Below are 22795 nucleotides of genomic sequence, written 5' to 3'. Positions count from 1 at the left end.
GTCACCGGGGGGCTCGTGCTCCTCTTCGTCGTGGTCGTGGTGGCCTCGGCGCTGGGCGGGCACTGAGCGGACCGGCGACGCACGCCGGCCCGCCCGGGCGCCCGCCGTCTCACCAGGCGAAGGACTCCGGGGACGGACCCGTCCCGGGGAAGAGCCCGTCGAGCGCCGTGAGCAGCTCCGGGTCGAGGCGCAGCCCGACGGCGTGCAGTGCCGAGGTGAGCTGGTCCTCGGTGCGGGGGCCGACGATCGGGCCCGTCACCCCGGGCCGGGTGAGCAGCCAGGCCAGCGCGACCTCGCCGGGCTCCATGCCCCTCTCGGCCGCCAGCTTCTCGTAGGACTCGATGCGCTCGCGCACCGCGGGATCGGCGAGCGCGTCCGCCGCCCGGCCCGAGCCGGTGCGCCCGGCACCGCCCTCGCGTGCCTTGCGGACGGCCCCGCCCAGCAGGCCCCCGTGCAGCGGTGACCAGGGGATGACCCCGAGCCCGTACGCCTCGGCCGCCGGGATGACCTCCATCTCGGCGCGGCGCTCGGCCAGGTTGTACAGGCACTGCTCGCTGACGAGGCCGAGGGAGCCGCGGCGGGCGGCCGTCTCGTTGGCCCGGGCGATGTGCCAGCCGGCGTGGTTGCTGGAGCCGGCGTAGAGGACCTTGCCCTGCTGCACCAGGACGTCGATGGCCTGCCAGATCTCCTCCCACGGCGTCGCACGGTCGACGTGGTGGAACTGGTACAGGTCGATGTGGTCGGTCCGCAGCCGGCGCAGGCTGGCCTCGACGGACCGCCGGATGTTCAGCGCGGAGAGCTTGTCGTGATTGGGCCAGACGCTCTCACCGTCCGCGGCCATGTTCCCGTACACCTTGGTGGCGAGGACCACCTTGTCGCGCCGGCCGCCGCCCTGCGCGAACCAGCTGCCGAGGATCTCCTCGGTACGCCCCTTCTCGGCGCCCCAGCCGTAGACGTTGGCCGTGTCGAAGAAGTTGACGCCCGCTTCGAGGGCCGCGTCCATGATCGAGTGGCTGTCCGCCTCGCCCGTCTGCGGCCCGAAGTTCATCGTTCCGAGGACGAGCCTGCTGACCTTGAGTCCCGTACGTCCGAGCTGTGTGTACTCCATGCGGTCACGCTAGGCACTTGGAGTGCGCTCGAAGCAAGGGCGCGGGGAGGTCGTGCCCGCCGCTCCCGCCGCCTCGGTCGGCCCGGCCGCCCCGTGTTCCGCCCCGGCGGGCGGATCACGCGCGGGTGAAGACGCCGGCGACCGCCGCGTGGTAGGCCGCCTCGGCCGCGGTGTGGACGAGCTGGTCGTCGAGGGGACGGCGGACGATCAGGAGCCGGTAGTAGAGCGGTGCGCCCAGCGCGGCGATGACCTCCTCGCCGTCCGTCTCCGGGGGCAGCTCACCGCGCTCCACCGCGCGCTGCACGAGCGTCGAGACGTACCGCAGCCGCTCCCCGAACGCCTCGCGCAGCACGGTGTCGGCACGCGGGTCCCGGGCGGCCGCCGCGACGACGGAGGAGAGGAGGTGCTCGTTGCGCGGGACGCCGTGGAAGGCGGCGATGGACTCGGCGAGCGCACGCAGATCGGAACGGAACGCTCCGGTGTCCGGCACCGGGATGGTGGTCCGGCTGCGCTCGGCCAGCAGATCGCACAGGACGCCCTCGACGGTCTGCCAGCGCCGCCGGATCGTGGCCGCGTGCACCCCGGATCTGCGGGCGATTCTCTCGACCGTGAGCCGGGCGAACTCGTCGTGTTCCAGCTCCTCAAGAACTGCTGCCAGTACGGCGATTCGGGTGCGGGCCGTGCGTCCGCCGGGGCGTACGGAACCGTGCGGGCGTGGTTGTGTCATGGGCTCAGCGTTGCGTAGAGGCTTACGTTCCGGTTAGTGTCCCACTCAGTTAGTGCGCGTCAAAGTGCATTAGTCGGGGGGATCGCGAGCGCTCCGTTTCCCGGTTCGGAAGAGCCGGGCGGGGCGCTCGCGGCGTTTCCGGGGCGCTGCCCTCCCCGGCGCGCCGTGGGGGCACTGTCCTCCCCGGCTCGCGGCCGGCCGCCGTCGCGTGCGTACCGGCCGCCCACGCCCCAGCCCTGGTGCAGGGCCTGCGCGAAGGCCGCGGCGATCCGGTGCTCGCCCTCGGGGGAGGGGTGTGTGCCGTCGTAGGTGTCGCGGGTGAGCGTCCAGTCGGGCGGGGGCGAGGCGCACAGCAGCGGCGAGCGCGGCCCGGACCGCTCGGCGACGGTCTTCTCCAGCAGGGTGTTGAAGCGGGCGCACGCCTCGGCGAAGGCGGCGTCGTGCGCCGCGCGGACGTTGGGCACGACGGGCAGCAGCACGGCCGCCGTCCCGGGACGCGCCTCCACCACACCGTCGAGGAACCGCTCGACGTTCTCCAGGGTCTGCTCCGGATCCGTGTAGAACCCCAGATCTATGAGGCCGAGCGCGACGAGCAGCACATCCGGCGCATACCGGCCGACGGCCTCCCCGACGAGCGGCGCCATGTGCAGCCAGCCCTCGCCCCAGCCGGCCAGATGGGCACGGGCGTGCGGCGGAAAGTCCGGACCGGCGTAGACGTGCGACCCCTCGTGCAGAGCCGTACGGGGGCCGACGAACCGGGGGCCGGTGGACCGGGGGCTTGCCCGTTGCCCGTCGGTGGGCTCTGCGCCGGTGGGCTGCTGAACGGCCGTCGTCGGGGCCGGGGGTGTGAGTGTGCGGGTCAGGTGCTGCCAGAGGCGGTACCGCCAGGTGAAGTCGCCGGCGGCGCCGATCGTCATGGAGTCGCCGACGAGCAGGAAGCGCATCCGCACATCCTGCTCGATCATGGTGCGGCGGCACCGTGACCGGGGCCACCTTCGATGCTGGAGACTGGTGCGCATGTCTGTGCGTGCGCGTGCTGTCGGGGCGGGAGTCGGTGCGGTGCTGTTCGGCGGGGTGATCCTGGCCCAGGGCGCCGGGCCGGCCGTCGCGGCGGCCGGGGCGAAGAGCCCCGAGAAGTTCACCATCGAGGACCCACGGATCACCGAGTCGAGCGGCCTCGCCGCGAGCCGGGCCCACAAGAACATCTACTGGACGCACAACGACTCCGACGACGGCCCCTACGTCTACGCCGTCGACGGCCGCACGGGAAAGACGGTCGCCACCGTCACCCTGCGCGGCATCGACCCGCGCGACGTCGAGGCCGTCTCCGTCGGCCCGGACGGCGACGTCTACGTCGGCGACATCGGGGACAACCTCGACGGCACCTGGCCCGAGGTGTGGATCTACCGGTTCCCGGAACCGGAGAAGCTGCGGGACACGACCGTCACGCCCACCCGCTACACCGTCCGCTACGAGGGCGGGCCGCGGAACGCCGAGTCGCTGATGGTGCACCCGAAGACGGGACGCGTCTACATCGCCAGCAAGAGCAGCAAAGGCAAGGGCGGGCTGTACGCCGGCCCGCGGAAGCTGACCGCGTCCGGCGTCAACACCTTCCGGCGGATCGCCGGAGTCGACTTCGAGGCCACGGACGGCGCCTTCTCGCCGGACGGGACCCGGCTCGTGCTGCGCGCGTACTTCAGCGCGACCGCCTACCGCTGGAAGAGCGGAGGAGACGGCGGAATCGAACGCCTCGGCTCGGTGCCGGTGCCGTTGCAGCGCCAGGGCGAATCGGTGACGTTCGCACCGGACGGCCGGACCGTGCTGTTCGGCTCGGAAGGCCGGGCCAGCGAGGTCGAGCCCGTCGAACTGTCGGGCTCCGCGCTGCCGTCGTCCGCGCGGGAGGGCGGCGGAGGCGGCGGCGACGGGAGTGCCGGCAGCGACGGCAGCGACGATAAGGGGGGCCGCGGGGCGGGTGAGGGCGAGGACGGGCACAGCAACCTGCTGCTCGCCGGGGCGACGTTCGCCGGGGCGGTGGTGGTGTGGGCGGCGCTGCGGCGGGGGGTTCGGAGGGGGAGGGGGTGAGGGGGTGAGGGGGCATGGGGGTGCGCTTTGTGGGCCCACCCATCAAGGAGCCGCGCCCACCACCCGCCACCCCCTGACCTGCGAAAACCCTACCCCCAGCCGACCGCACTCCCAGCCGCTCGCCCCACCGCCCCCACCCTCACTCCCGCCAAACACCCGGATCGAGTGAACCCGGCCTACGCCTCACCCCCCAACTCCCGCAGCGCCTCCGGGAGTTCACCGGTGTGCAGGACGCCGAGCCGCTGGGTGGCGCGGGTCAGGGCGACGTACAGGTCGCTGGTGCCGAGGGCGGCGGGTTCGACGACGAGCACGGTGTCGAATTCCAGGCCCTTGGCCTGCCGGGGGCGCAGGAGCACGACGGGGCGGGTCAGGTCGGGTTCTTCGCCGGCGGAGGCGTGGGGGAGTGCGGTGAGCAGTTCCTCGTGCAGTTCCGCGGGGGCGATGACGGCGCAGCGGCCGTGGGTGTCCTGGGCGTCGTGGGCGCCGTCGTCCGGTCCGGGGGCGGCCGCGGCGACGGCGGCTGCCAGGTCCCGGGTGTTCTCGGCGCGCCGCGACCAGGGCCGGTTTCCGGTGGAGCGGATGGAGCGGGGCCCTTCGAAGGCGGGGTCCTCGGCGCGGCGGACGGCGGCGGCGATCTCCATGATTTCGGCGGGTGTGCGGTAGTTGACGCCGAGCCGGGTGTGTTCCCAGCGGTCGTCGACGTACGGCCGGAGCATGGTGTCCCAGTCGCCGCAGCTGCCGGGTTCGGCGGTCTGTGCCGGGTCGCCGACGAGGGTCATCGACCGGGTGGGGCAGCGGCGCATCAGGACCCGCCAGGCCATGGGGGAGAGTTCCTGTGCCTCGTCGACGATGACGTGTCCGAACGTCCAGGTGCGGTCGGCCGCGGCGCGTTCGGCGGCGCTGCGGTGGTCTGCTTCCTCGTACCGTTCGGCCAGCCGTTCGGCGTCGACGAGGTCGTGGGCGGCGAGCACCTCGGACTCCTCGTCGTCCTTGTCCTCGAATTCCTGGGTGCGGGAGCCGTAGGAGAGTTCGAGTACGCCTTCCGCGTATGCGATCAGTTCCTGCCGTTCGCCTTCCGCGGCGGCTTCGGCGGCGCTGTTGTCCTCGCCGAGCAGTTCGGCGGCCTCGTCGAGCAGCGGCACGTCGGCGGGGGTCCAGTCGCCGTCGTCGCGGCGGATGGCCGCCGCGTCGGCCTCGCTGAGGTGGGTGGGTTCGGCGAGGTAGCGGGCGAGCAGTTCCTGCGCGGTGAGGGTGGGCCACAGCTCTTCGATGGCTTCGTGCACGGCGGGGTCGGCGGCGACCTCCTTGCCGAGTTGGGCGGCGTCGTCGGCGCCGAGGAGGTTCGGGCCGCCGTACGGGTCGGCGCCGATCCGTTCGACGAGCTGCCGGGTGAGCCCGTCGATGACCTCGAAGGCGAAGTGCGGCCGGGCCAGGTTGTGCGGCAGGTCGGCTTCGCGGGCGCGGCGCCGGGCGCGTTCGGCGATCTCCCGGTCCAAGTACAGTTCGCCGTCGTCGTGTTCGATGACGAGGGTGGGTTCGGGCAGCCGCTGCTGGTCGGCGACGAACCGGGCGAGCACGTCGGCCATGTCGGCGCGGCCCTTGATCTCGGCGGCTTCGGGGGTGTCGGTGCCGGTGGCGGTGACGCCGGGGTACAGCTCGCCGGGGGTGAGGGCGAGGACGCCGGTTTCGCCGAGGGAGGGCAGGACGTCGCCGATGTAGCCGAGGAAGACCGGGCTGGGCCCGACGATCAGTACGGCCCGCCGGGCGAGCGCTTCGCGGTGTGCGTACAGCAGGTAGGCGGCGCGGTGCAGGGCGACGGCGGTCTTGCCGGTGCCGGGTCCGCCTTCGACGACGAGGATGCCGTGCCGGGGCGCGCGGATGATCTCGTCCTGTTCGGCCTGGATGGTGCGCACGATGTCGTGCATGCGCCCGGTGCGGGCCGCGTCGAGGGAGGCGAGCAGCACGGTGTCGGCGTCGGAGCCCTCGTGGCCGGTGCGTTCGGGGTCGGCGAGGTCCATCAGCTCGTCCTGGAGCGCGGTGACCCGGGTGCCCTCGGTGGTGATGTGGCGCCGGCGGCGCAGCCCCATGGGCTCGTGTCCGGTGGCGAGGTAGAAGGGCCGGGCGACGTCGGCGCGCCAGTCGATCAGCATCGGTGTGCGTTCCTCGTCGTCCTTGCGTACGCCGATCCGCCCGATGTGGTGGTCGCTGCCGTCCCGGAAGACGAGTCTGCCGAAGCACAGGCCCTGTTCGTCGGCGTCGAGCGCGGCGGCGAGGCCCTGTGCTTCCGCGCTGCGTACGTCGCGTTCCAGCATGGCCTGGTAGGTGGAGCCGCCGCGGCTCAGCGCTTCTTTCGCGGCCTGCCGGGCGTCCGCGCGCAGTTCGGCGACGCGCGCGTGCAGCCGGTCCAGGTACTCCTGTTCGCGGCGCAATTCCGTATCCCGCTCCGCTTTCTGCGCGTTTGACAATTCGACTCCCGCCCGCTTAGAATGAGTTCATCGACTTTCTGCTGACGTCCCTTCTGTGACGACGCAGAATTCCCCAAGATACACCTGGAATTCCCGCCCGGCAAAGCGTGCGGCAAAAGCGCACGGTAAACGTGGGGCAGGGTACAGGAGAGGCCGCCGGGCAGGCGGCCTTTTTGCTGTGCGGGGGCTTCCTCCCGCGCGGCGCGTCCGCGCGGGCGGGACCGGACCGGTTCGGGTCGGCCCGGTCCGGGCCGGCCGGTTCAGGCGCCGGTGCCGGGGCCGGAAGCGGTGCCGGAGGCGGAACCGGACGGGGAGCCGGGGCCGGGCGCTGAGCTGCGTGTGGTGATCAGCCGGTCGAGGCCGTCGAGCAGGGTGGACAGGCCGAACTGGAGCAGTGTGTGGTCGTCCGCGTCGAAGGTGTCCTCGGGCAGGGCGGCGATCCAGGGGTAGTCGCCGCTGACGACGGCACGTTCCAGGTAGGGGTACTGGGTGCGCCAGAACTCCTCGTCGCTGATGCCGGATTCGGTGGCTGCCTGGTGGGCGAGCACAAGGGTGCGTGCCGAGCCCTGGACGAGATTGTCGAGGGCGACGAGGGCGGCGGTCTTCTCCTGGCCGGAGAGCGGCACCCCGTCGAGTGCCTTGATCGCGATCTCGAATCCGGCCAGTGAATTGGGGCCGAGCAGCGGTCTGGCCTGATTGACCTGGAGCAGCCAGGGGTTGTCGGTGTACAGCTTCCAGGAATCGGCGGCGACGAGTTCCAGCGTGGAGCGCCAGTCCGATCCGGAGTGTGCGGCGAGCTCCTCCGACGGCAGCTGGACGTGGTCGACCATCAGGTCGAGCAGTTCGCCCTTGCCGGGGACGTAGCGGTAGAGCGACATCGTGCCGACGCCGAGCCGGGCGGCGACCTTGCGCATGGACAGCGCCGCCAGGCCCTCGCTGTTGGCCAGTTCGACGGCCGCCCGCACGATCTCCTGAAGGGTGAGCCCCGGTTTCGGCCCGCGGGCGGGGCGGGCCTTGCCGGTTCTGCCCCACAGCAGGTCGAGGCTGCGGACCAGGCGCGGGACGCCCCCGGTGCCGCCGCCGTCCGCCGCTTCGCCGGCTGCTCCGTTCGCCGCCCCGCCCGCCGCCCCGCCCGCTGTTCCGCCCGTTGTCCCGTCCGCGGTCGTGGCTGCGGGGGTGTGTTCGCTCGTGTGCTCGGTCGCCATGGTGCCGCCATCCTAGAAAACCGCTCGCATCCTTCTGCGTAGTCTGTACGCTGTTTATTACTGGGTACGGCGTACCCGGTTTTCCGGTGCCGCACCCCGCGAACGTGTGCGGCCGTCCCTCGGGGAGGACGATGTGACAGCGACAAGACCCTCGGAAGCGGACCCGGACGGCGAGTTCTCGGTACTCGCCCAGGGGCTGCGCAAGTGGTACGGGCCCGGAGGAAAACCGCCCGGAGCCGGTGGAGCCGGCGCGGACGGTACGAGCGGTGGGGGCGGCAGGGACAGCGAGGACGGCGGCAAGGGCGGCAAGGGCAGGAAGAGCGGCAGGACCGGCAGGTTCGCGTTGGACGGGCTCGATCTCGCGGTGCCGCGCGGCACGGTCTTCGGGCTGCTCGGGCCCAACGGCGCAGGTAAGACGACCGCCGTACGCATCCTGACCACCCTGGTGCGGCCGGACGGCGGCAGCGCCCGGGTCGGCGGCCACGACGTACGGCGTGAGCCGCGGGCGGTGCGCCGCCGGATCGGGCTGACGGGGCAGCACGCCGCGGTGGACGAGATCCTCTCCGCCCGGCAGAACCTGGAGATGTTCGGCCGGCTCTTCCACCTCGGGGCCGCCCGCGCCCGCCGGCGCGCGGACGAACTGCTGGAGCACTTCGCGCTGACGGAAGCCGCGGACAAGCAGCCGCAGGGCTTCAGCGGGGGTATGCGCCGGCGGCTGGATCTGGCCGCCAGCATGATCCTCGCGCCGGAGGTGCTGTTCCTGGACGAGCCGACGACGGGGCTCGATCCGCGGGGCCGCAGCGAGGTGTGGGAGTCGGTGCGGTCCCTGGCGGCGGCGGGCACCACCGTGCTGCTCACCACGCACTATCTGGACGAGGCCGACAAGCTCTCCGACCGTATCGCCGTCATCGACCGGGGCCGCACCATCCGGGAGGACACCCCGGAGGGCCTCAAGCGTGCGGTCGGCGGGGCGCGGATCGAGGTGCGCGCCGCCGCGCCGGAGGACGTCCCGGCGGTGGTGCGTGCCGTCGCGCGGGTGGCCGCCGACGGGGCGGAGCCGCGGACCGGTGCCGAGGTGCCGCTGGTGCACGCGCCGGTACGGGACGGTGTCGCGGCGCTGACGGAGGTGGCGGCACAGCTGCGTGCGGAGGGCGTCACCGTGGAGGACATCGGGGTGCGCCGGCCCACGCTGGACGAGGTCTTTCTGCGGCTGACGGGCGCACCCGCCGAGGAGCCGGGCGCCGCGCCGCCGCCCGATCCGGATGCCGACGGCTCCACCCGGAGCCCGGAAGGAGCCGCCGTATGACCGCCGCACCGGACCCGGCACCGTCCGCCGTGCCGTCCCCGGCTGTGTCCCCCTCGGCGTCCTCGTCGGCGTCCCCCTCGGCGTCCTCGTCGGTGTCCCCGGCGGCATCCTCGGCGTCCTCGGTGTCTCTCGCGCCGCGGGAGCCGGAGGGGCGGGAGCGGCGCGTCTACTGGGCGGTGGCCGACAGCTGGACGATCGTCCGGCGGGATCTGACGCATCTGGTGCGGCAACCTGCCAACATCGCCTGGCAGTTGGGCTTCCCGATCGTGTCCGTGCTGCTGTTCGTCTATGTCTTCGGCAGCGCCATGGACGTCGGCGAGGGCGTGGACTACAAGGCGTACGCGATGCCCGGCATGTTCGCGATGACCATGGCGTTCGGCTTCATGAACACCGCCATGGCGGTCGTCGTCGACAGGGAGCGCGGGGTCACCGACCGGTTCCGTTCGATGCCGATGGCGCCGTCCGCCGTGGTGACCGGCCGCGGCGTCTCCGATGTGGTGCACGCGGCGCTCGATCTGGTGGTGCTGGCCGTGATCGCGCTCGTCGTCGGATGGCGCTCGGACGGTGGCCCGGTGGCGACGCTGGCCGGGTTCGCGCTGCTGCTGTGGCTGCGGTTCGCGCTGATCTGGATCGGTGTGCTGCTCGGGCTGCTCGTCCCCAACCAGGAGGCGGCGGGGAACCTGTTCGCCGTGGCGTTCCCGTTCGGCATGGTCTCCAGCGTCTTCACGCCGCCGTCCGCGATGCCGGACTGGCTGGGCACCGTCGCCATGTGGAACCCGGTCTCCTCGACGGCGAACGCCGTCCGGGAACTGTTCGGCAACCCCCTGCCCGCCGGGGACAGTTGGATCGAGCAGCATCCGGTGCTGATGGCCTGGGTGTGGCCGGTGATCGTCACCGCCGTCTTCCTGCCGCTCGCCGTGCGGAGGTTCCAGCGGCTGGGCAGGTGAGAGCTCCGGCGGAGGCCGGGCGGAGGCCGGGCGGCCGTGGTGGCCGCCCGGCCGGTGCGGTCAGAGGCGGTCGATGACGTGGTCGACGCAGGCGGTCAGGGCCTCGACGTCGGCCGGGTCGACGGCCGGGAACATCGCGATGCGCAGCTGGTTGCGGCCCAGCTTGCGGTAGGGCTCGGTGTCGACGATGCCGTTGGCGCGCAGCACCTTTGCCACGGCGGCGGCGTCGACGCCTTCGTCGAAGTCGATGGTGCCGACGACCTGCGAGCGCTGTGCCGGGTCGGAGACGAACGGCGTCGCGTACGAGGACTTCTCGGCCCAGCTGTACAGGCGGCCGGAGGAGTCGGCGGTACGGGCGGTCGCCCACTCCAGGCCGCCGTTGCCGTTGAGCCACTCCAGCTGCTCGTTCAGCAGGAAGAGCGTGGCCAGCCCGGGGGTGTTGTACGTCTGGTTCTTGCGGGAGTTGTCGATCGCGGTCCGCAGATCGAAGAAGGCGGGGATGTGGCGGTCCGAGGCGGCGATGCGCTCGGCCCGTTCGACGGCCGCGGGGGAGAAGACGGCGAGCCACAGGCCGCCGTCGGAGGCGAAGGACTTCTGCGGCGCGAAGTAGTAGACGTCGGTCTCGGTGATGTCGACGGGGAGGCCGCCCGCGCCGGAGGTGGCGTCCACGAGGACGAGAGAGCCCTCGTCGGCGCCGGACGGCCGGCGGATCGGCATGGCCACACCGGTCGAGGTCTCGTTGTGGGTGAGCGCGTAGACGTCGATGCCTGCCTCGGCGCGGGGCTCCGGGTGGGTGCCGGGGTCGCTCTTGATCACGCTCGGCTCGCCGAGCCAGGGGGCCTGGGTGGCGGCCTTGGTGAACTTGGCGGAGAACTCGCCGAACGACAGATGCTGGGACCTGGCGGAGATGAGGCCGTGGGTCGCCACGTCCCAGAAGGCGGTGGAGCCGCCGTTGCCGAGCACCACCTCGTACCCCTCGGGCAGCGAGAAGAGGTTCCGCACCCCCTCGCGCACCGAGCCGACCAGGTTCTTCACGGGCGCCTGGCGGTGGGAGGTGCCGAGCAGTGAGGTACCGGTGGCGGCCAGGGCGTCGAGCGCCTCGGGGCGTACCTTGCTGGGGCCAGCGCCGAAGCGACCGTCGGCGGGCTTGATGTCAGCGGGAATCTGGAGATCAGCCACCCCACCAGCGTAGTGCCGGGGCACCGCCCCCGGACCAGGCCGTCCGGCGCCTGAGACGACACTCACGTCGCACGGGATGCCTCAAAAGCCCCGGCGTGCGCCTCCGGTTCCCCTCCCGCGCCCCTCCGGTTCCGCCCGCACGTGCCCTCTTCGGATCTTCCACGGGCCCCCTTCGGATCGTCCCCCGCGCTGACTCCTGGCGGCTTCTGTTGGGTTCCGGCAGCTTTCGGCAGTATGCGGCGGCTTCCGGCGGATCCCGGTGACTTCAGGCTGCATCGGGCGGGTTCGGGTGGCTTCGGGCGGCTTCCGGTGGCCTCTTGCGGCCCGGGGAGGCTGTCCGGGGTGCCGCCTAGGCTTGGCGCATGAGCGGACCGAGGCCAGGGCCCGAGGATGTGCGCCGTCTCTCTCTCGCGCTGCCGGAGACGAAGGAGGTGCTCGCCTGGGGCATGCCCACCTTCCGTGTCGCGGGGAAGATGTTCGTCACCATGCCGGACGACGAGTCGTCGTTCGCGGTGCGCTGCCCCAGGCTGGAGCGCGAGGAGTTGATCAAGGCGGAGCCGGAGAAGTTCTGGGTGCCGCCGCACGAGGCGGGCTCCGCCTGGGTGCGTGCCCGGCTGGCGGCGCTGGAGGACATGGTGGAGCTGCGCGACATCCTGGCCGACTCCTGGCAGCAGGCGGCGCCCGCACGGCTGTTGGAGCACTTCACGCCGCCCGCGCCGGGGGTGTGAGCCCGGGCGCCGGACGGCCGGAGCCGGGCGCGGGGCGGTCGGCCCCGGGCGGCTGACGATCTCTTTCCGGCGACTGCGCACGGAACGCAGACCGGCGGGCCCCGCAGGATGCACGCTGGGGCCATGGCCGACGCAGTGGACGGACAGCGACAGGAACCGGCACAGCAGCACGGGGCGGCGGGGCGTACGCCGGACGCCGAGGAGGCGCGGGAGGTCGAGCGCGCGCTGCGGGGCGCGGTGCGCGGGGAGGTGGCCTTCGGCGCGAAGGACCGCGCCCTGGTGACGATGGACGCCTCCAACTACCGGCGGGTTCCGCTGGGTGTGGTGGCGCCCCGGGACGCGGAGGACGTGGCGGCCGCGCTGGCGGTCTGCCGCGAGCGGGGTGTGCCGGTGGTGGCGCGCGGGGCCGGCACGTCGATCGCCGGGCAGGCGACCGGCACCGGCGTGGTGCTGGACTGCACGCGCCATCTGCGCGGCATCGAGGAGATCGACCCGGAGTCCCGTACGGCCGTCGTCGGGCCCGGCGTCGTCCTGGACGAGCTGCGTGCCGCGGCCGGTGCGCACGGGCTGACGTTCGGCCCCGATCCGTCCACGCACAGCCGGTGCACGCTCGGCGGCATGATCGGCAACAACTCCTGCGGCTCCCACTCGGTGGCCTGGGGCACCACCGCCGACAATGTGCGTGAAGTGGACGTCGTCACCTACCGGGGCGAGCGGGCGCGGCTGGCGCCCGGTGGCGAGGGCGTGCCGGAGCGGCTGCGCGACGGCGTACGCTCCCTCGTCCGGGGCGAGTTGGCGCGGCTGCGCACCGGTTTCCCCGAGCTGCCGCGCCGGATCTCCGGCTACGCGCTCGACGAGCTGCTGCCGGAGAAGGGCGAGGACTGGGCGCGGGCGTTCACCGGCAGCGAGGGCACGCTGGGGGTGCTGACCCGGGCGAGGGTCCGGCTGGTGCCGGTGCCCGGGGCGCGGGTGCTGGCGGTGCTCGGTTACCCGGACGAGAGCGCGGCTGCGGAGGCGGCGGCCGGGCTGCTGCGGCACGGTCCGCTCACGGTCGAGGGCATGGCGGAGGACCTCGTCGGCGAGGGCGCGCGGGCCGCCCTGCCACGGGGCGGCGCCTGGCTGTTCGTGGAGGTCGGCGGCGACACCCCGGCGCAGGCGCGGGCGCACGCCGAGGCGCTGTGCCGGGACGCGGCGGACGGCACCACGGGGCACACGCTGGTCACCGGCGCGGCGGAGCAGCGGGCGCTGTGGCGGGTGCGGGAGGACGCCTCCGGCACGGCCACCCGCCGGCCGGACGGCGGTGAGGCGTGGCCCGGCTGGGAGGACTGCGCGGTGCCGCCGGCCCGGCTCGGGGCGTATCTGCGGGACTTCCGCGCGCTGCTGCGCGAGTACGGGCTGCGCGGGCTGCCGTACGGGCACTTCGGGGACGGCTGCATCCATGTGCGGATCGACTTCGATCTGCTGGACCGCTCCGGCATCGCCCGCTTCCGGGAGTTCTCCGCCGCGCTGGCGGACACCGTCGTCGCGCACGGCGGCTCCCTGTCGGGCGAGCACGGCGACGGGCAGGCGCGCGCCGAGCTGCTGCCGCGGATGTACGGGGACGCGATGGTCGGCCTGTTCGGCCGGTTCAAGGACCTGTGGGACCCGGACGCGGGCCTCAACCCGGGCATGCTCGTGCGGCCCGAGCCGATCGACGCGAATCTGCGCTTCGCGCCGCTGCCGCGCCGCCCCGTCGACGTCGAGTTCGGCTACCCGCACGACGGCGGGGACTTCTCCGCCGCGGTGCGCCGCTGCGTCGGCGTCGCCAAGTGCCGCGACGAGTCCGTGTCCGGTGCCGGTGTGATGTGCCCGTCGTTCCGGGTGACGGGGCAGGAGCAGCACTCCACACGCGGCCGGGCGCGACTGCTGCACGAGATGCTCGCGGGGGAGGTCGTCACCGGCGGCTGGGGCGCCGAGGAGGTGCACGAGGCGCTGGATCTGTGCCTGTCGTGCAAGGGCTGCCGCAGCGACTGCCCCGTCGGGGTGGACATGGCCACCTACAAGGCCGAGTTCCTGCACCACTACCACGAGGGCGACGGCGAACACCCGGGCAGGCGCCGCCCGTTGGCGCACTACTCGATGGGCTGGCTGCCGCTGTGGCTGCGGCTGGTGTCGGCCACCCGTACGGCGCCGCTGCTGAACGCGGGCGCCCGGGTGCCGCCGCTGGCGGCGCTCGCCAAACGGCTGGGCGGGCTCGCGCCCGAGCGGGACGTGCCGCCGCTGCCGCGGGAGAGCTTCACCCGATGGTGGCGCAGGCAGCCGGGCCGGGCCCGGGAGCGCGGCCGCCCGGTGGTGCTGTGGCCGGACACCTTCACCGACCAGCTGTCCCCCGAGGCGGGTTCGGCCGCCGTGCGGGTCCTGCGGGACGCGGGGCTGCGCCCCGTGGTGCCGCCGGGGCGGGTGTGCTGCGGCCTGACGTACGTCTCCACCGGGCAGCTGGACCGGGCGCGCGCCGTGCTGCGCCGCACCCTGGACGCGGTCGAGCCGGCGCTGGACGCGGGGCTGCCCGTCACCGTGCTGGAACCGCCGTGCGCCGCGGCCCTGCGCTCCGACGTGCCGGAACTGCTCGGTGACGACCCGCGCGCCGCGCGCCTCGCCGGTGCGGTCCGCACGTTCGCGCAGACCCTGCGGGAGCAGGCGCCCGGCTGGACGCCGCCGCGCCTCGACCGGGCCGTCGCCGGGCAGACGCACTGCCATCAGCACGCCGTCATCGGGGACGACGCCGACCGGTGGCTGCGCGAACGGGCCGGGCTGCACGGCACGTTGAGCGGCGGCTGCTGCGGGCTGGCCGGGAACTTCGGCTTCGAGAAGGGCCACTACGACGTGTCGGTGGCCTGCGCCGAGGACCGGCTGCTGCCGGATCTGCGCGCGGCCGACCCCGGTACCGAGCTGCTGGCCGACGGCTATTCGTGCCGGACACAGATGGCACAGCTGGGCGGGTACCGGGCGCGGCACCTCGCGGAGGTCCTCGCGGAAGGGCTGGACCGGCGGACGGCGCGGGGCACGGCGGAGAGCCGGGGGTGAGCCGGCCCGCGCACGCAGGCGGCAGCTCGTGCAGCTGAGACCCTTCGTGCACAGCTGTGGTTGCTCGTGCAGCTGAGGCCCCTCGCGCACAGCTGTGGTTGCTCATCCGGACGAGTCCGCTCGCGCAGCTGTGTCCGCTCGCACACCTGCGGCCGCTCGGACAGCCGCCGTAGCCCGCGCACAGCTGTGGCCGCTCACGCAGCTGTGGCGGCTCGGACAGCTGTGGCCGCTCGCAGGCCGGTCCGCTCGCGCAGCTGTGGCGGCTCGGACAGCTGTGGCCGCTCGCAGGCCGGTCCGCTCGCGCAGCTGTGGCTACCCGCGCAGCCGTACCCCGTGGCGGGTGCGCAGCCGGTGGATCTCCCACCAGACGACGAGGCTCACCGAGAGCGGCCCGCCCACGGCTGAGCAGATCCCGAGGGCGGCCGGTCCGGGCGGCATGCCGGTGAGGACGAGGTCGGCCAGGGCGAGTTCCCACACGAGGAAGCCCGTCAGCAGGGCCGGGAGCGCGGGATGCACCCGGTGGGTGCCGAGCCCGGCGGGGATGAGCGTCGCGGTGGCGAAGCCGGCGAAGGCCAGCAGCCACACCAGCGCGACCAGCGCGCCCCCGGCGAACAGCAGGGTGAGCAGGGGGTTGGCGGGCAGCACGTCGAGGAGCAGGGACGATCCCGGCGCCGCCAGCGCGAAGGCGATGACGGCGAGGAAGTACCAGCAGGCGGTACGGACGACGGGACGCAGCCGGGCGCGCATGTCCGGGCGTTCGTGTGCCGGCCGGAGCAGGAACACGGTCACGATGACCAGGGGCGAGGTCACCAGCAGCAGCCACGGGGTGACGAGGACGCGCAGCAGGTACTGGTCCTGGAGCTCCGCGAAGTCGTCCGCCGTGCCGTAGGCGAGCAGGAGCACGGCGGAGGCCACCAGCGCCGCCCAGGCCCTGACCCGCTGCACGCGCAGTACGGCCGGGTCCAGGGGCCTGCGGAAGGCGTGCGGGGGGAACGCGCGGTGTGCGTACCTGCGGGCCGAGCGGACCAGCGGATAGGCGAGGACCGGCGCGACCAGCGGCAGGGTGGGGAAGAGCAGCGGGACCCATGCGCAGCCCCGGACGGGGGCCCGGCGCACGACGCTGTTCAGGGGCGGCCAGTCACCGGAGCGGAACTGCGCGACGAGGGACGAGAGAGGCGGCGGGGGCGGGCCGGGCGGCCGGCGGAGCGGGAACGGGATGCGGTTCAGCTGCGGCGGGAAGCCGGGCGGCCCAGGCGAGCCGTCCGGGCGCCGGGGCGGACCGTAGGGGTGGTGTCCACGGGTGGGCACGGCGGTGTCCTTCCTGTGGGAGCGGTGCTGCGGGCGGGCCCGTGCGGGCCCGGTGTCGTGCAGTCAACTGCTCCGTGCCCGGGGCGCGCAGGCGCCCACGCGCCGCCGACCGGTACTCGCCCGGACAACGACCCGGGGCCGCCCCGGCGGGCGGAGGAAGGCGAAGGAAGGTAAAGGAGGCAAAGGAGGCAAAGGAGGGCGCGGCAACGCGCAGGGCCGCGCGGGCTGTTGCGCCCGCGCGGCCCCCGGAAGGTGCCCAGCTGTCGGCAGTGGTACCGGGCCGGCGTCAGCTGTGCCCGGCTCTGTCAGCCGTGCCCGGTGGGTGTCGGCCGAGCCCAGCTGTCGCAGTTTTCCCAGCTGTCGTCAGACGTCGAGGACGAAGTCGAACGAGGCGACGAGCCCCCCGCCCTCCTGCTTGACGGTCATCAGCAGCCGCGGGTCGAAGATCGGGTCCGTCTCGTTGCGCGGCTCGCCGGGGAAGTACAGCTGGGTGGTGAGGATCGGCTGTCCCGGCGCCTGCACCTTGACGTGCAGATGGCGGGTGCGCCCGGGGTAGAGGCCGGGGTGCAGCGTGGTGAGGGTGAAACCGCCGTCGGCGCCGGTGAACTGGTGGCCGCGGAAGTTGAACCCGGTGTTGTCGTACTGGCCGTTGGGGTCGGCCTGCCACCAGTCCAGCAGCACGTCGGACAGGGGCTCGCAGCTGACGCCGAAGACGTACCCGCTGACGGAGAGCGCGGTGCCGGGCACGCCGGGGACGGTGAGGTCGTCGCGCTCGGGCGAGTTGGGCTTGAAGTAGGGCCCCTCGATCTGCGGCGGCGTGGGGTCGTCACCGTCGTCGCAGGACGGGGTGGCCTCCAGACGGCGCTGGGGGCCGCGCCGGTCCCGGGCGAGCGCGGGGCCGGCAGCGGCGGCGGAGGCGCCGAGCAGCACGGCCGCGGGCGCGGCGGCGACGGCCGCGCGCAGCACGCTCTTGCGGGTCAGCCCGCGGCGGGCCGGTGCCGGGCCGTCGCCCTCGGGCCGGTGCGCGGGGCTTGCGGGGGACGGGTCTCTGGCTTCGTCCATGACTGTGCCTCGCTCCTTCGAAGGTGGGGGAAGTGCGGGGACGGACACGTCGCGGCCCGGCGGCGGGGGTTGCGGCCGCCGCCGGGGGGACGCCGGTGCGGCGCGGTGTGAACGCCGGGAACGACGTTAGGAAGGGCTCCCGGCGGGGTCGATGGACAGACTTCCCGGACCGTGGTGAATTCCGTGCGCCCCCGTGCCCGCGCCGCGCCGGAACTCGCCGGGGCTGACGCCTGCTTCGCGGCGGAAGAACCGGCAGAAGTAGGCGGGGTCGGCGAAGCCCACCTCGCGTGCCACCCGGCGCACCGGCAGCTGGGTGCCGGCCAGCAGCCGTTTGGCCTCCAGCACCTGGGTGTGCCGGATCAGCTGTGCGGGGGTGCGGCCGGTGGCGGTGCGTACGGCGGCGGTCAGATAGCCCGCCGAGACGCCGAGTTCGGCGGCGCACTCCCGCACGGTGCGGGCGGCCTCCGGCCCGGAGCGCTCCAGGAGCCGGACGAACTCGCCGGACAGCGCGGCCGCCCTGCCCTCGGCCGTCGCCGGGTCGGGGCCGTCGTCGGCGGGCACGTGCGTGGCGTCCGGCGGCATCCGGCTGGCGTGCACGAGCAGGATGTGCAGGTACGCCTGGAGGACGGAGAGCATCTCGCGCTGCTCGGCGCGGTACTCGTGCCGCATCCCGCACAGCAGTTCCTCGACGCGGTCCGCGTGCGCCCCGGTGAGCGGCAGGGAGGGCCGCCGGCCGAGGGTGCGCAGCAGTGCCCGGTCGCCGGGGTGTGCGAGCAGAAACGCCGGGTCGAACAGCACGACGCAGCCCTGGATTTCGTCGGTCTGCTGCCAGTGGTGCACCTGGCCCGGTGTGATGACGCACAGATGCGGCGGTCGCAGCGGCCAGCGGTGCAGGTCGACGACGTGGGTGCCGCTGCCGCTGGTCACATACGCCAGCTCGTAGAAGGTGTGCCGGTGCGGATAGGCGGCGCGGGAGAGCGGGCCGATGGTGTCGAACGTCCCGATGGCGAACGGCAGGACGTGTGGTGCGGGCACGTCGAGCCGGTGCAGGGGCATGGTGCGGTGGCGGCGCCGCTGACTGCCCACCGCGACCACTCTCCCGTCCTCGGATCCGCCGGCCCGCGCAGATGTGCCCGGGCGCGGTTGTGCGTGCCGCGCCCAGCGAGAGCTACCCGGGGTGCGGCCGAAAAAGGCAATGCAAGCACGCTTGCTTGTTTTTCCGGAGGCTGCCACCCTCGTTGCCACGGCGGGCAGTTGGGCCGCTGAACCGCGTCCCGGCGCGGCGGACGAGTGCGGCGCACGGCGGAAGGGGAGGGCGGATGAACGGTCCCGACGGTGTCTTCGACGATCTGCGGGACGAGGGGGAGGCGCTGGACGCCCTCGTCGCGGAGCTGGACGAGGCCGGCTGGGCGGCCCCCACCCCGGCGCCGGGCTGGAGCGTGGCCCACCAGATCGCGCATCTGGCGTGGACGGACCGGCAGGCGCTGCGCGCGGCCACCGACCCGGAGGGCTTCCGGCGGGAGACCGAGCAGCTGATGGCCGGGGCGGATCCGATGTCCTTCGTCGACGAGGGCGCCGCCGAGGGCGCCCGGCGCGCTCCCGCCGCCCTGCTGGGCGAGTGGCGGGCGGCCCGCGCACAGCTGCGCGAGGCGCTGTGCGCGCTGCCGGAGGGCACCCGGATCCCGTGGTTCGGCCTGCCGATGAGCGCGGCCGGTCAGGCGACCGCGCGGATCATGGAGATGTGGGCGCACGGCGAGGACGTCGCCGACGCGCTCGGCACCGTCCGGGAGCCGACGGCCCGGCTGCGGCACGTCGTCCGTATCGGCGTACGCGCCCGCGACTTCGCCTACGCGGTGCACGGTCTGACGCCTCCCGCGGGGCCGTTCCGCGTCGAAGTGACCGGTCCGGAGGGCCAGTTGTGGGCGCACGGCCCGGAGGCCGCCCCCTTCGGCAGGGTCACCGGCGACGCCGTGGAGTTCTGCCGGCTCGCCACCCGGCGGGTGCACCGGGACGACACCCGGGTGCGTGCCGAGGGCGAGGAGGCGGAGCGCTGGCTGGGCATCGCGCAGGCGTTCGCCGGTCCGCCCGGACCGGGGCGGCCACGCGTCCGGGACACCGGCGCGGGCGGCACCGGCGGCGGCACCGACGACGGCCGGGGCCGGGCCGCGGAGGGCGGCGCGGCATGACGGGAACCGGCGGCAGCGGTGCCGGGACCGGTGCGGGCCCGGGCGTCCTGCGGATCGGCAACGCCTCCGGCTTCTACGGCGACCGGTTCGACGCGCTGAAGGAGATGCTCACCGGCGGCCCCCTGGACGTGCTGACCGGCGACTACCTCGCCGAGCTGACCATGCTCATCCTCGGCCGTGACCGGCTGAAGGACCCAGGCCGCGGCTACGCGCGCACTTTTCTGCGTCAGCTGGAGGAGGGACTGGGCCTCGCCAGGGAGCGCGGGGTCGCGCTGGTGACCAACGCCGGCGGCCTCAACCCCGCCGGACTGGCCGCGGCCATACGCGAGTTGAGCGCCCGGCTGGGCATACCGGCGCGGGTCGCGCACGTGGAGGGCGACGATCTGAGCGGGCGCTCCTTGTGGGGCGAGGGCGTGCTCACGGCCAACGCCTACCTCGGCGGTGCCGGGGTCACCGCCTGTCTGCGGGCCGGTGCCGATGTCGTCGTCACCGGCAGGGTCGCGGACGCGGCGCTGGTCAGCGGTGCCGCGGCGGCCCACTTCGGCTGGGCCGGTGACGACTGGGACCGGCTGGCGGGCGCGGTCGTCGCCGGGCACGTCCTGGAGTGCGGCACCCAGGCGACCGGCGGCAACTACGCGTTCTTCGACCGGGACGGCCTCGATGTGCGGCACCCCGGCTTCCCGCTCGCGGAGATCGCCGCCGACGGCTCCTGCGTCGTCACCAAGCACCCCGGCACCGGCGGCGCGGTGACCGTCGGCACGGTGACGGCACAGCTGTTGTACGAGACGGCGGGCCCCCGCTATCCGGGGCCCGATGTGACCGCCCGCCTGGACTCCGTGCGGCTCAGCCAGGCGGGCACCGACCGGGTGCGGATCGACGGCGTGCGGGGCGAGCCGCGCCCCGGCACGCTCAAGGTCGGCCTCACCCGACTCGGCGGCTTCCGCAACGAGGTGACGTTCGTGCTCACCGGGCTCGACATCGAGGCCAAGGCGGCCTTGGTGCGCGGGCAGATGGAGCGGGCGCTGGCCGGGCGCCGGCCCCGGGAGGTCTCCTGGAGCCTCGCACGCACCGACCGGCCGGACGCCGCCGTGCAGGAGGAGGCGAGCGCGCTGCTGCGGCTCGTCGTCCGCGACGACGACGCCGAGGTGGTGGGGCGGGCCGTGACGGGCCCGGCGGTGGAGCTGGCGCTGGCGAGCGTCCCGGGCTTCCACGTCACGGCGCCGCCGTCCCGGGGCGCCCCGTACGGGGTGTTCACCGCCCGGTACGTGGCCGCGACGGACGTCCCGCACGTGGCGGTGCTGCCCGACGGGGAACGGGTGGACGTGGCGTTCCGCTCGGCGCCCCCGCCGGACGGCGCGCGACAGCCCGACCCGCCGCGCCCGGTGCCCGAGCCGGACCCGTCGGGGCCCGTACCGGAGCCGTCCGGCGCCCCCGCGTGGCCGGCCCGCCGGGCGCCGCTGGGCCGCGTCGTCGGGGCGCGCAGCGGCGACAAGGGCGGCAGCGCCAACATCGGGGTGTGGGCGCGGGACGGCGACGAGGCCGTCTGGCGCTGGATGCGTGCGATGCTCACCGAGGAGCGGCTGCGCCAACTCCTGCCGGAGGCGGCCGGGTTGCCCGTGCGTCGGTACGAGCTGCCGAATCTGCGGGCGCTCAACTTCGTGATCGACGACATCCTCGGCGAGGGCGTCGCCGCGCAGCACCGCTTCGACCCGCAGGCCAAGGCGCTCGGCGAATGGCTGCGCGCGCGGCACGTGGAGATACCGGAGGCATTCCTCAAGTGACCAGCACCCCGAGCCGTTCCCCGGGCGCCCCGGCGGTCCCGGCCGCGCTGCCGACCGCCGTCGATCCCCGCGCGGAGGCGTACACGGCACGCCGCGAGGCCCTGCTGACCAAGCTCGGCGCACTCGCGGACGAGCACGCCAAGGCGCTCGCGGGCGGCGGCGAGAAGTACGTCGAGCGCCACCGCGGCCGCGGCAAGCTCCTGGCCCGGGAGCGCATCGAGCTGCTGCTGGACCCGGACACCCCGTTCCTGGAGCTGTCGCCGCTGGCGGGATGGGGCAGCGACTACACCGTCGGCGCCTCCCTGGTGACCGGGATCGGCGTCATCGAGGGCGTCGAGTGTCTGATCACCGCCAACGACCCGACGGTGCGCGGCGGTGCGAGCAACCCGTGGACGCTGAAGAAGGCGCTGCGGGCCAACGAGATCGCCCGCGCCAACCGGCTGCCGTGTGTGAGCCTCGTCGAGTCGGGCGGTGCCGATCTGCCCAGCCAGAAGGAGATCTTCATCCCGGGCGGCGCGCTCTTCCGTGACCTCACCCGGCTCTCCGAGGCCGGCATCCCCACCGTGGCCGTCGTCTTCGGCAACTCCACGGCGGGCGGGGCCTACATCCCGGGCATGTCCGACCACACGGTGATGGTCAAGGAGCGCGCCAAGGTGTTCCTCGGCGGCCCCCCGCTGGTGAAGATGGCCACCGGCGAGGACGCCGACGACGAGGAGCTGGGCGGCGCCGCCATGCACGCGCGCACCTCCGGCCTCGCCGACCACTTCGCCGCCGACGAGTACGACGCGCTGCGCCGCGCCCGCCGGATCGTCGCCCGCCTCAACTGGCGCAAGGCGCACCCGGATCCGCCGCCGGAGACGGTACGGGAGCCGCTGTACGACCCGGAGGAACTGCTCGGCATCGTCCCCGCCGACCTCAAGGAGCCGTTCGATCCGCGTGAGGTCGTCGCCCGGATCGTGGACGGCTCCGCCTTCGACGAGTTCAAGCCGCTGTACGGGGCGAGCCTGGTGACCGGCTGGGCGCGGCTGCACGGCTATCCGGTGGGGGTGCTCGCCAACGCGCAGGGAGTGCTGTTCAGCGAGGAGTCGCAGAAGGCGACGCAGTTCATCCAGCTGGCCAACCAGCGCGACATCCCCCTGCTGTTCCTGCACAACACCACCGGCTACATGGTGGGCACGGAGTACGAGCAGGGCGGCATCGTCAAGCACGGCTCGATGATGATCAACGCCGTCTCCAACTCGAAGGTGCCGCATCTGTCGGTGCTCATGGGGGCCAGCTACGGCGCGGGCCACTACGGCATGTGCGGCCGGGCCTACGAGCCGCGGTTCCTGTTCGCCTGGCCCAGCGCCAAGTCGGCCGTCATGGGGCCGCAGCAGCTGGCCGGGGTGCTGTCCCTGGTGATGCGCGAGTCGGCGGCGGCGAAGGGCAAGCCGTTCGACGAGGAGGCCGACGCGGGGCTGCGGGCGATGGTCGAGCAGCAGGTGGAGAGCGAGTCACTGCCGATGTTCCTCTCCGGCCGGCTCTACGACGACGGGGTGATCGATCCGCGGGACACCCGCACCGTGCTCGGCCTGTGCCTGTCCGCGATCCACACGGCACCGGTGCGGGGCGCCCGCGGCGGTTTCGGAATCTTCCGGATGTGATGCCC

16 protein-coding genes and 1 pseudogene are annotated in these 22795 nt (G+C 73.8%); 8 read left to right on the top strand and 9 right to left on the bottom strand.

Annotation, left to right across the window (positions count from 1 at the left end; translation table 11 throughout):
* Positions 1–109 precede the first annotated feature (109 nt).
* The 3 genes from SCA03_RS10450 to SCA03_RS10440 all read right to left on the bottom strand — a co-directional run bounded on the left by SCA03_RS10450 (position 110) and on the right by SCA03_RS10440 (position 2779).
* Complete coding sequence (locus SCA03_RS10450) at positions 110–1108, bottom strand: aldo/keto reductase (protein ID WP_030891896.1); 999 nt, start codon at positions 1106–1108, stop codon at positions 110–112.
* Positions 1109–1223: 115 nt separating this feature from the next.
* Positions 1224–1835, bottom strand: coding sequence for a TetR-like C-terminal domain-containing protein (locus SCA03_RS10445; protein WP_086818274.1), 612 nt, complete (start codon positions 1833–1835; stop codon positions 1224–1226).
* A 59-nt stretch (positions 1836–1894) separates the two neighbouring features.
* On the bottom strand, positions 1895–2779 hold the full coding sequence (locus SCA03_RS10440; RefSeq protein WP_086818276.1) for a GDSL-type esterase/lipase family protein: 885 nt from the start codon (positions 2777–2779) through the stop codon (positions 1895–1897).
* Positions 2780–2852: 73 nt separating this feature from the next.
* On the opposite strand from SCA03_RS10440, the gene SCA03_RS10435 reads away from it, so the two are divergent.
* Positions 2853–3917, top strand: coding sequence for an esterase-like activity of phytase family protein (locus SCA03_RS10435; protein WP_230988570.1), 1065 nt, complete (start codon positions 2853–2855; stop codon positions 3915–3917).
* A 176-nt stretch (positions 3918–4093) separates the two neighbouring features.
* Here SCA03_RS10435 and SCA03_RS10430 read toward each other — a convergent pair whose 3' ends face one another.
* Together SCA03_RS10430 and SCA03_RS10425 are read right to left on the bottom strand one after the other, a co-directional pair.
* Positions 4094–6346, bottom strand: a complete 2253-nt coding sequence (locus tag SCA03_RS10430; protein ID WP_141275324.1) for a HelD family protein — start codon at positions 6344–6346, stop codon at positions 4094–4096.
* A gap of 296 nt (positions 6347–6642) precedes the next feature.
* Positions 6643–7587, bottom strand: coding sequence for a TetR/AcrR family transcriptional regulator (locus SCA03_RS10425; protein WP_086816994.1), 945 nt, complete (start codon positions 7585–7587; stop codon positions 6643–6645).
* A gap of 133 nt (positions 7588–7720) precedes the next feature.
* On the opposite strand from SCA03_RS10425, the gene SCA03_RS10420 reads away from it, so the two are divergent.
* Together SCA03_RS10420 and SCA03_RS10415 are read left to right on the top strand one after the other, a co-directional pair.
* Positions 7721–8893: an ATP-binding cassette domain-containing protein gene (locus tag SCA03_RS10420; protein WP_230988569.1), complete on the top strand. Its 1173-nt coding sequence runs from the start codon at positions 7721–7723 to the stop codon at positions 8891–8893.
* A complete protein-coding gene (locus SCA03_RS10415) occupies positions 8890–9840 on the top strand; it encodes an ABC transporter permease (RefSeq protein WP_107429073.1) in 951 nt (316 codons plus the stop codon). The genes SCA03_RS10420 and SCA03_RS10415 overlap by 4 nt, the downstream gene beginning before the upstream one ends.
* A 60-nt stretch (positions 9841–9900) precedes the next feature.
* Here the strand turns inward: SCA03_RS10415 and serC are convergent, their stop codons facing one another.
* Positions 9901–11019, bottom strand: coding sequence for a phosphoserine transaminase (serC, locus tag SCA03_RS10410; protein WP_030885200.1), 1119 nt, complete (start codon positions 11017–11019; stop codon positions 9901–9903).
* Between the two features lie 362 nt (positions 11020–11381).
* Here serC and SCA03_RS10405 point away from each other — a divergent pair, with 362 nt between their 5' ends.
* Together SCA03_RS10405 and SCA03_RS10400 are read left to right on the top strand one after the other, a co-directional pair.
* Positions 11382–11747 (top strand): MmcQ/YjbR family DNA-binding protein, encoded by a 366-nt coding sequence (locus tag SCA03_RS10405; protein WP_030885202.1) that lies wholly within the window; start codon positions 11382–11384, stop codon positions 11745–11747.
* Positions 11748–11870: 123 nt separating this feature from the next.
* Positions 11871–14810 carry an FAD-binding and (Fe-S)-binding domain-containing protein gene (locus tag SCA03_RS10400; RefSeq protein ID WP_086816996.1) on the top strand — a complete coding sequence of 980 codons (2940 nt, stop codon included), beginning with the start codon at positions 11871–11873 and terminating at the stop codon, positions 14808–14810.
* A 312-nt stretch (positions 14811–15122) separates the two neighbouring features.
* Here the strand turns inward: SCA03_RS10400 and SCA03_RS10395 are convergent, their stop codons facing one another.
* The 3 genes and pseudogenes from SCA03_RS10395 to SCA03_RS10385 form a co-directional block, all read right to left on the bottom strand.
* The gene (locus tag SCA03_RS10395) at positions 15123–16118 is read right to left on the bottom strand and encodes a hypothetical protein (RefSeq protein ID WP_141275323.1); all 996 of its coding nucleotides are present in this window, start codon (positions 16116–16118) and stop codon (positions 15123–15125) included.
* 366 nt (positions 16119–16484) lie between these two features.
* A pseudogene (locus tag SCA03_RS10390) lies at positions 16485–17180 on the bottom strand (dioxygenase family protein); the annotation flags it as partial.
* 126 nt (positions 17181–17306) lie between these two features.
* Positions 17307–18236, bottom strand: coding sequence for an AraC family transcriptional regulator (locus SCA03_RS10385; protein WP_037851029.1), 930 nt, complete (start codon positions 18234–18236; stop codon positions 17307–17309).
* 263 nt (positions 18237–18499) lie between these two features.
* Between SCA03_RS10385 and SCA03_RS10380 the strand changes: the two genes are divergently transcribed.
* The 3 genes from SCA03_RS10380 to SCA03_RS10370 are packed head-to-tail and all read left to right on the top strand — an operon-like array spanning position 18500 to position 22790.
* Positions 18500–19366, top strand: a complete 867-nt coding sequence (locus SCA03_RS10380; RefSeq protein ID WP_086816163.1) for a TIGR03084 family metal-binding protein — start codon at positions 18500–18502, stop codon at positions 19364–19366.
* A complete protein-coding gene (locus SCA03_RS10375; protein WP_086816161.1) occupies positions 19363–21147 on the top strand; it encodes an acyclic terpene utilization AtuA family protein in 1785 nt (594 codons plus the stop codon). The genes SCA03_RS10380 and SCA03_RS10375 overlap by 4 nt, the downstream gene beginning before the upstream one ends.
* The gene (locus SCA03_RS10370) at positions 21144–22790 is read left to right on the top strand and encodes an acyl-CoA carboxylase subunit beta (RefSeq protein ID WP_371863909.1); all 1647 of its coding nucleotides are present in this window, start codon (positions 21144–21146) and stop codon (positions 22788–22790) included. Before SCA03_RS10375 ends, SCA03_RS10370 begins: the two co-directional genes overlap by 4 nt.
* The last annotated feature ends 5 nt before the right edge of the window (positions 22791–22795 follow it).

The sequence above is a fragment of the Streptomyces cacaoi genome, assembly GCF_006539165.1.
Classification (GTDB): domain Bacteria; phylum Actinomycetota; class Actinomycetes; order Streptomycetales; family Streptomycetaceae; genus Streptomyces; species Streptomyces cacaoi.
The sequence above is the reverse complement of the archived record's forward strand: the minus strand, read 5'-3'. Positions and strand labels throughout refer to the sequence as shown.

Bases quoted from the DNA above. Each gene is read 5' to 3' on its own strand.
- SCA03_RS10400 (WP_086816996.1), top strand. From the start codon at position 11,871: ATGGCCGACGCAGTGGACGGACAGCGACAGGAACCGGCACAGCAGCAC.
- SCA03_RS10435 (WP_230988570.1), top strand. From the start codon at position 2,853: ATGTCTGTGCGTGCGCGTGCTGTCGGGGCGGGAGTCGGTGCGGTGCTG.
- SCA03_RS10380 (WP_086816163.1), top strand. From the start codon at position 18,500: ATGAACGGTCCCGACGGTGTCTTCGACGATCTGCGGGACGAGGGGGAG.
- SCA03_RS10450 (WP_030891896.1), bottom strand. From the start codon at position 1,108: ATGGAGTACACACAGCTCGGACGTACGGGACTCAAGGTCAGCAGGCTC.
- SCA03_RS10445 (WP_086818274.1), bottom strand. From the start codon at position 1,835: ATGACACAACCACGCCCGCACGGTTCCGTACGCCCCGGCGGACGCACG.
- SCA03_RS10375 (WP_086816161.1), top strand. From the start codon at position 19,363: ATGACGGGAACCGGCGGCAGCGGTGCCGGGACCGGTGCGGGCCCGGGC.
- SCA03_RS10440 (WP_086818276.1), bottom strand. From the start codon at position 2,779: ATGCGCTTCCTGCTCGTCGGCGACTCCATGACGATCGGCGCCGCCGGC.
- SCA03_RS10425 (WP_086816994.1), bottom strand. From the start codon at position 7,587: ATGGCGACCGAGCACACGAGCGAACACACCCCCGCAGCCACGACCGCG.
- SCA03_RS10385 (WP_037851029.1), bottom strand. From the start codon at position 18,236: ATGCCCCTGCACCGGCTCGACGTGCCCGCACCACACGTCCTGCCGTTC.
- SCA03_RS10415 (WP_107429073.1), top strand. From the start codon at position 8,890: ATGACCGCCGCACCGGACCCGGCACCGTCCGCCGTGCCGTCCCCGGCT.
- SCA03_RS10405 (WP_030885202.1), top strand. From the start codon at position 11,382: ATGAGCGGACCGAGGCCAGGGCCCGAGGATGTGCGCCGTCTCTCTCTC.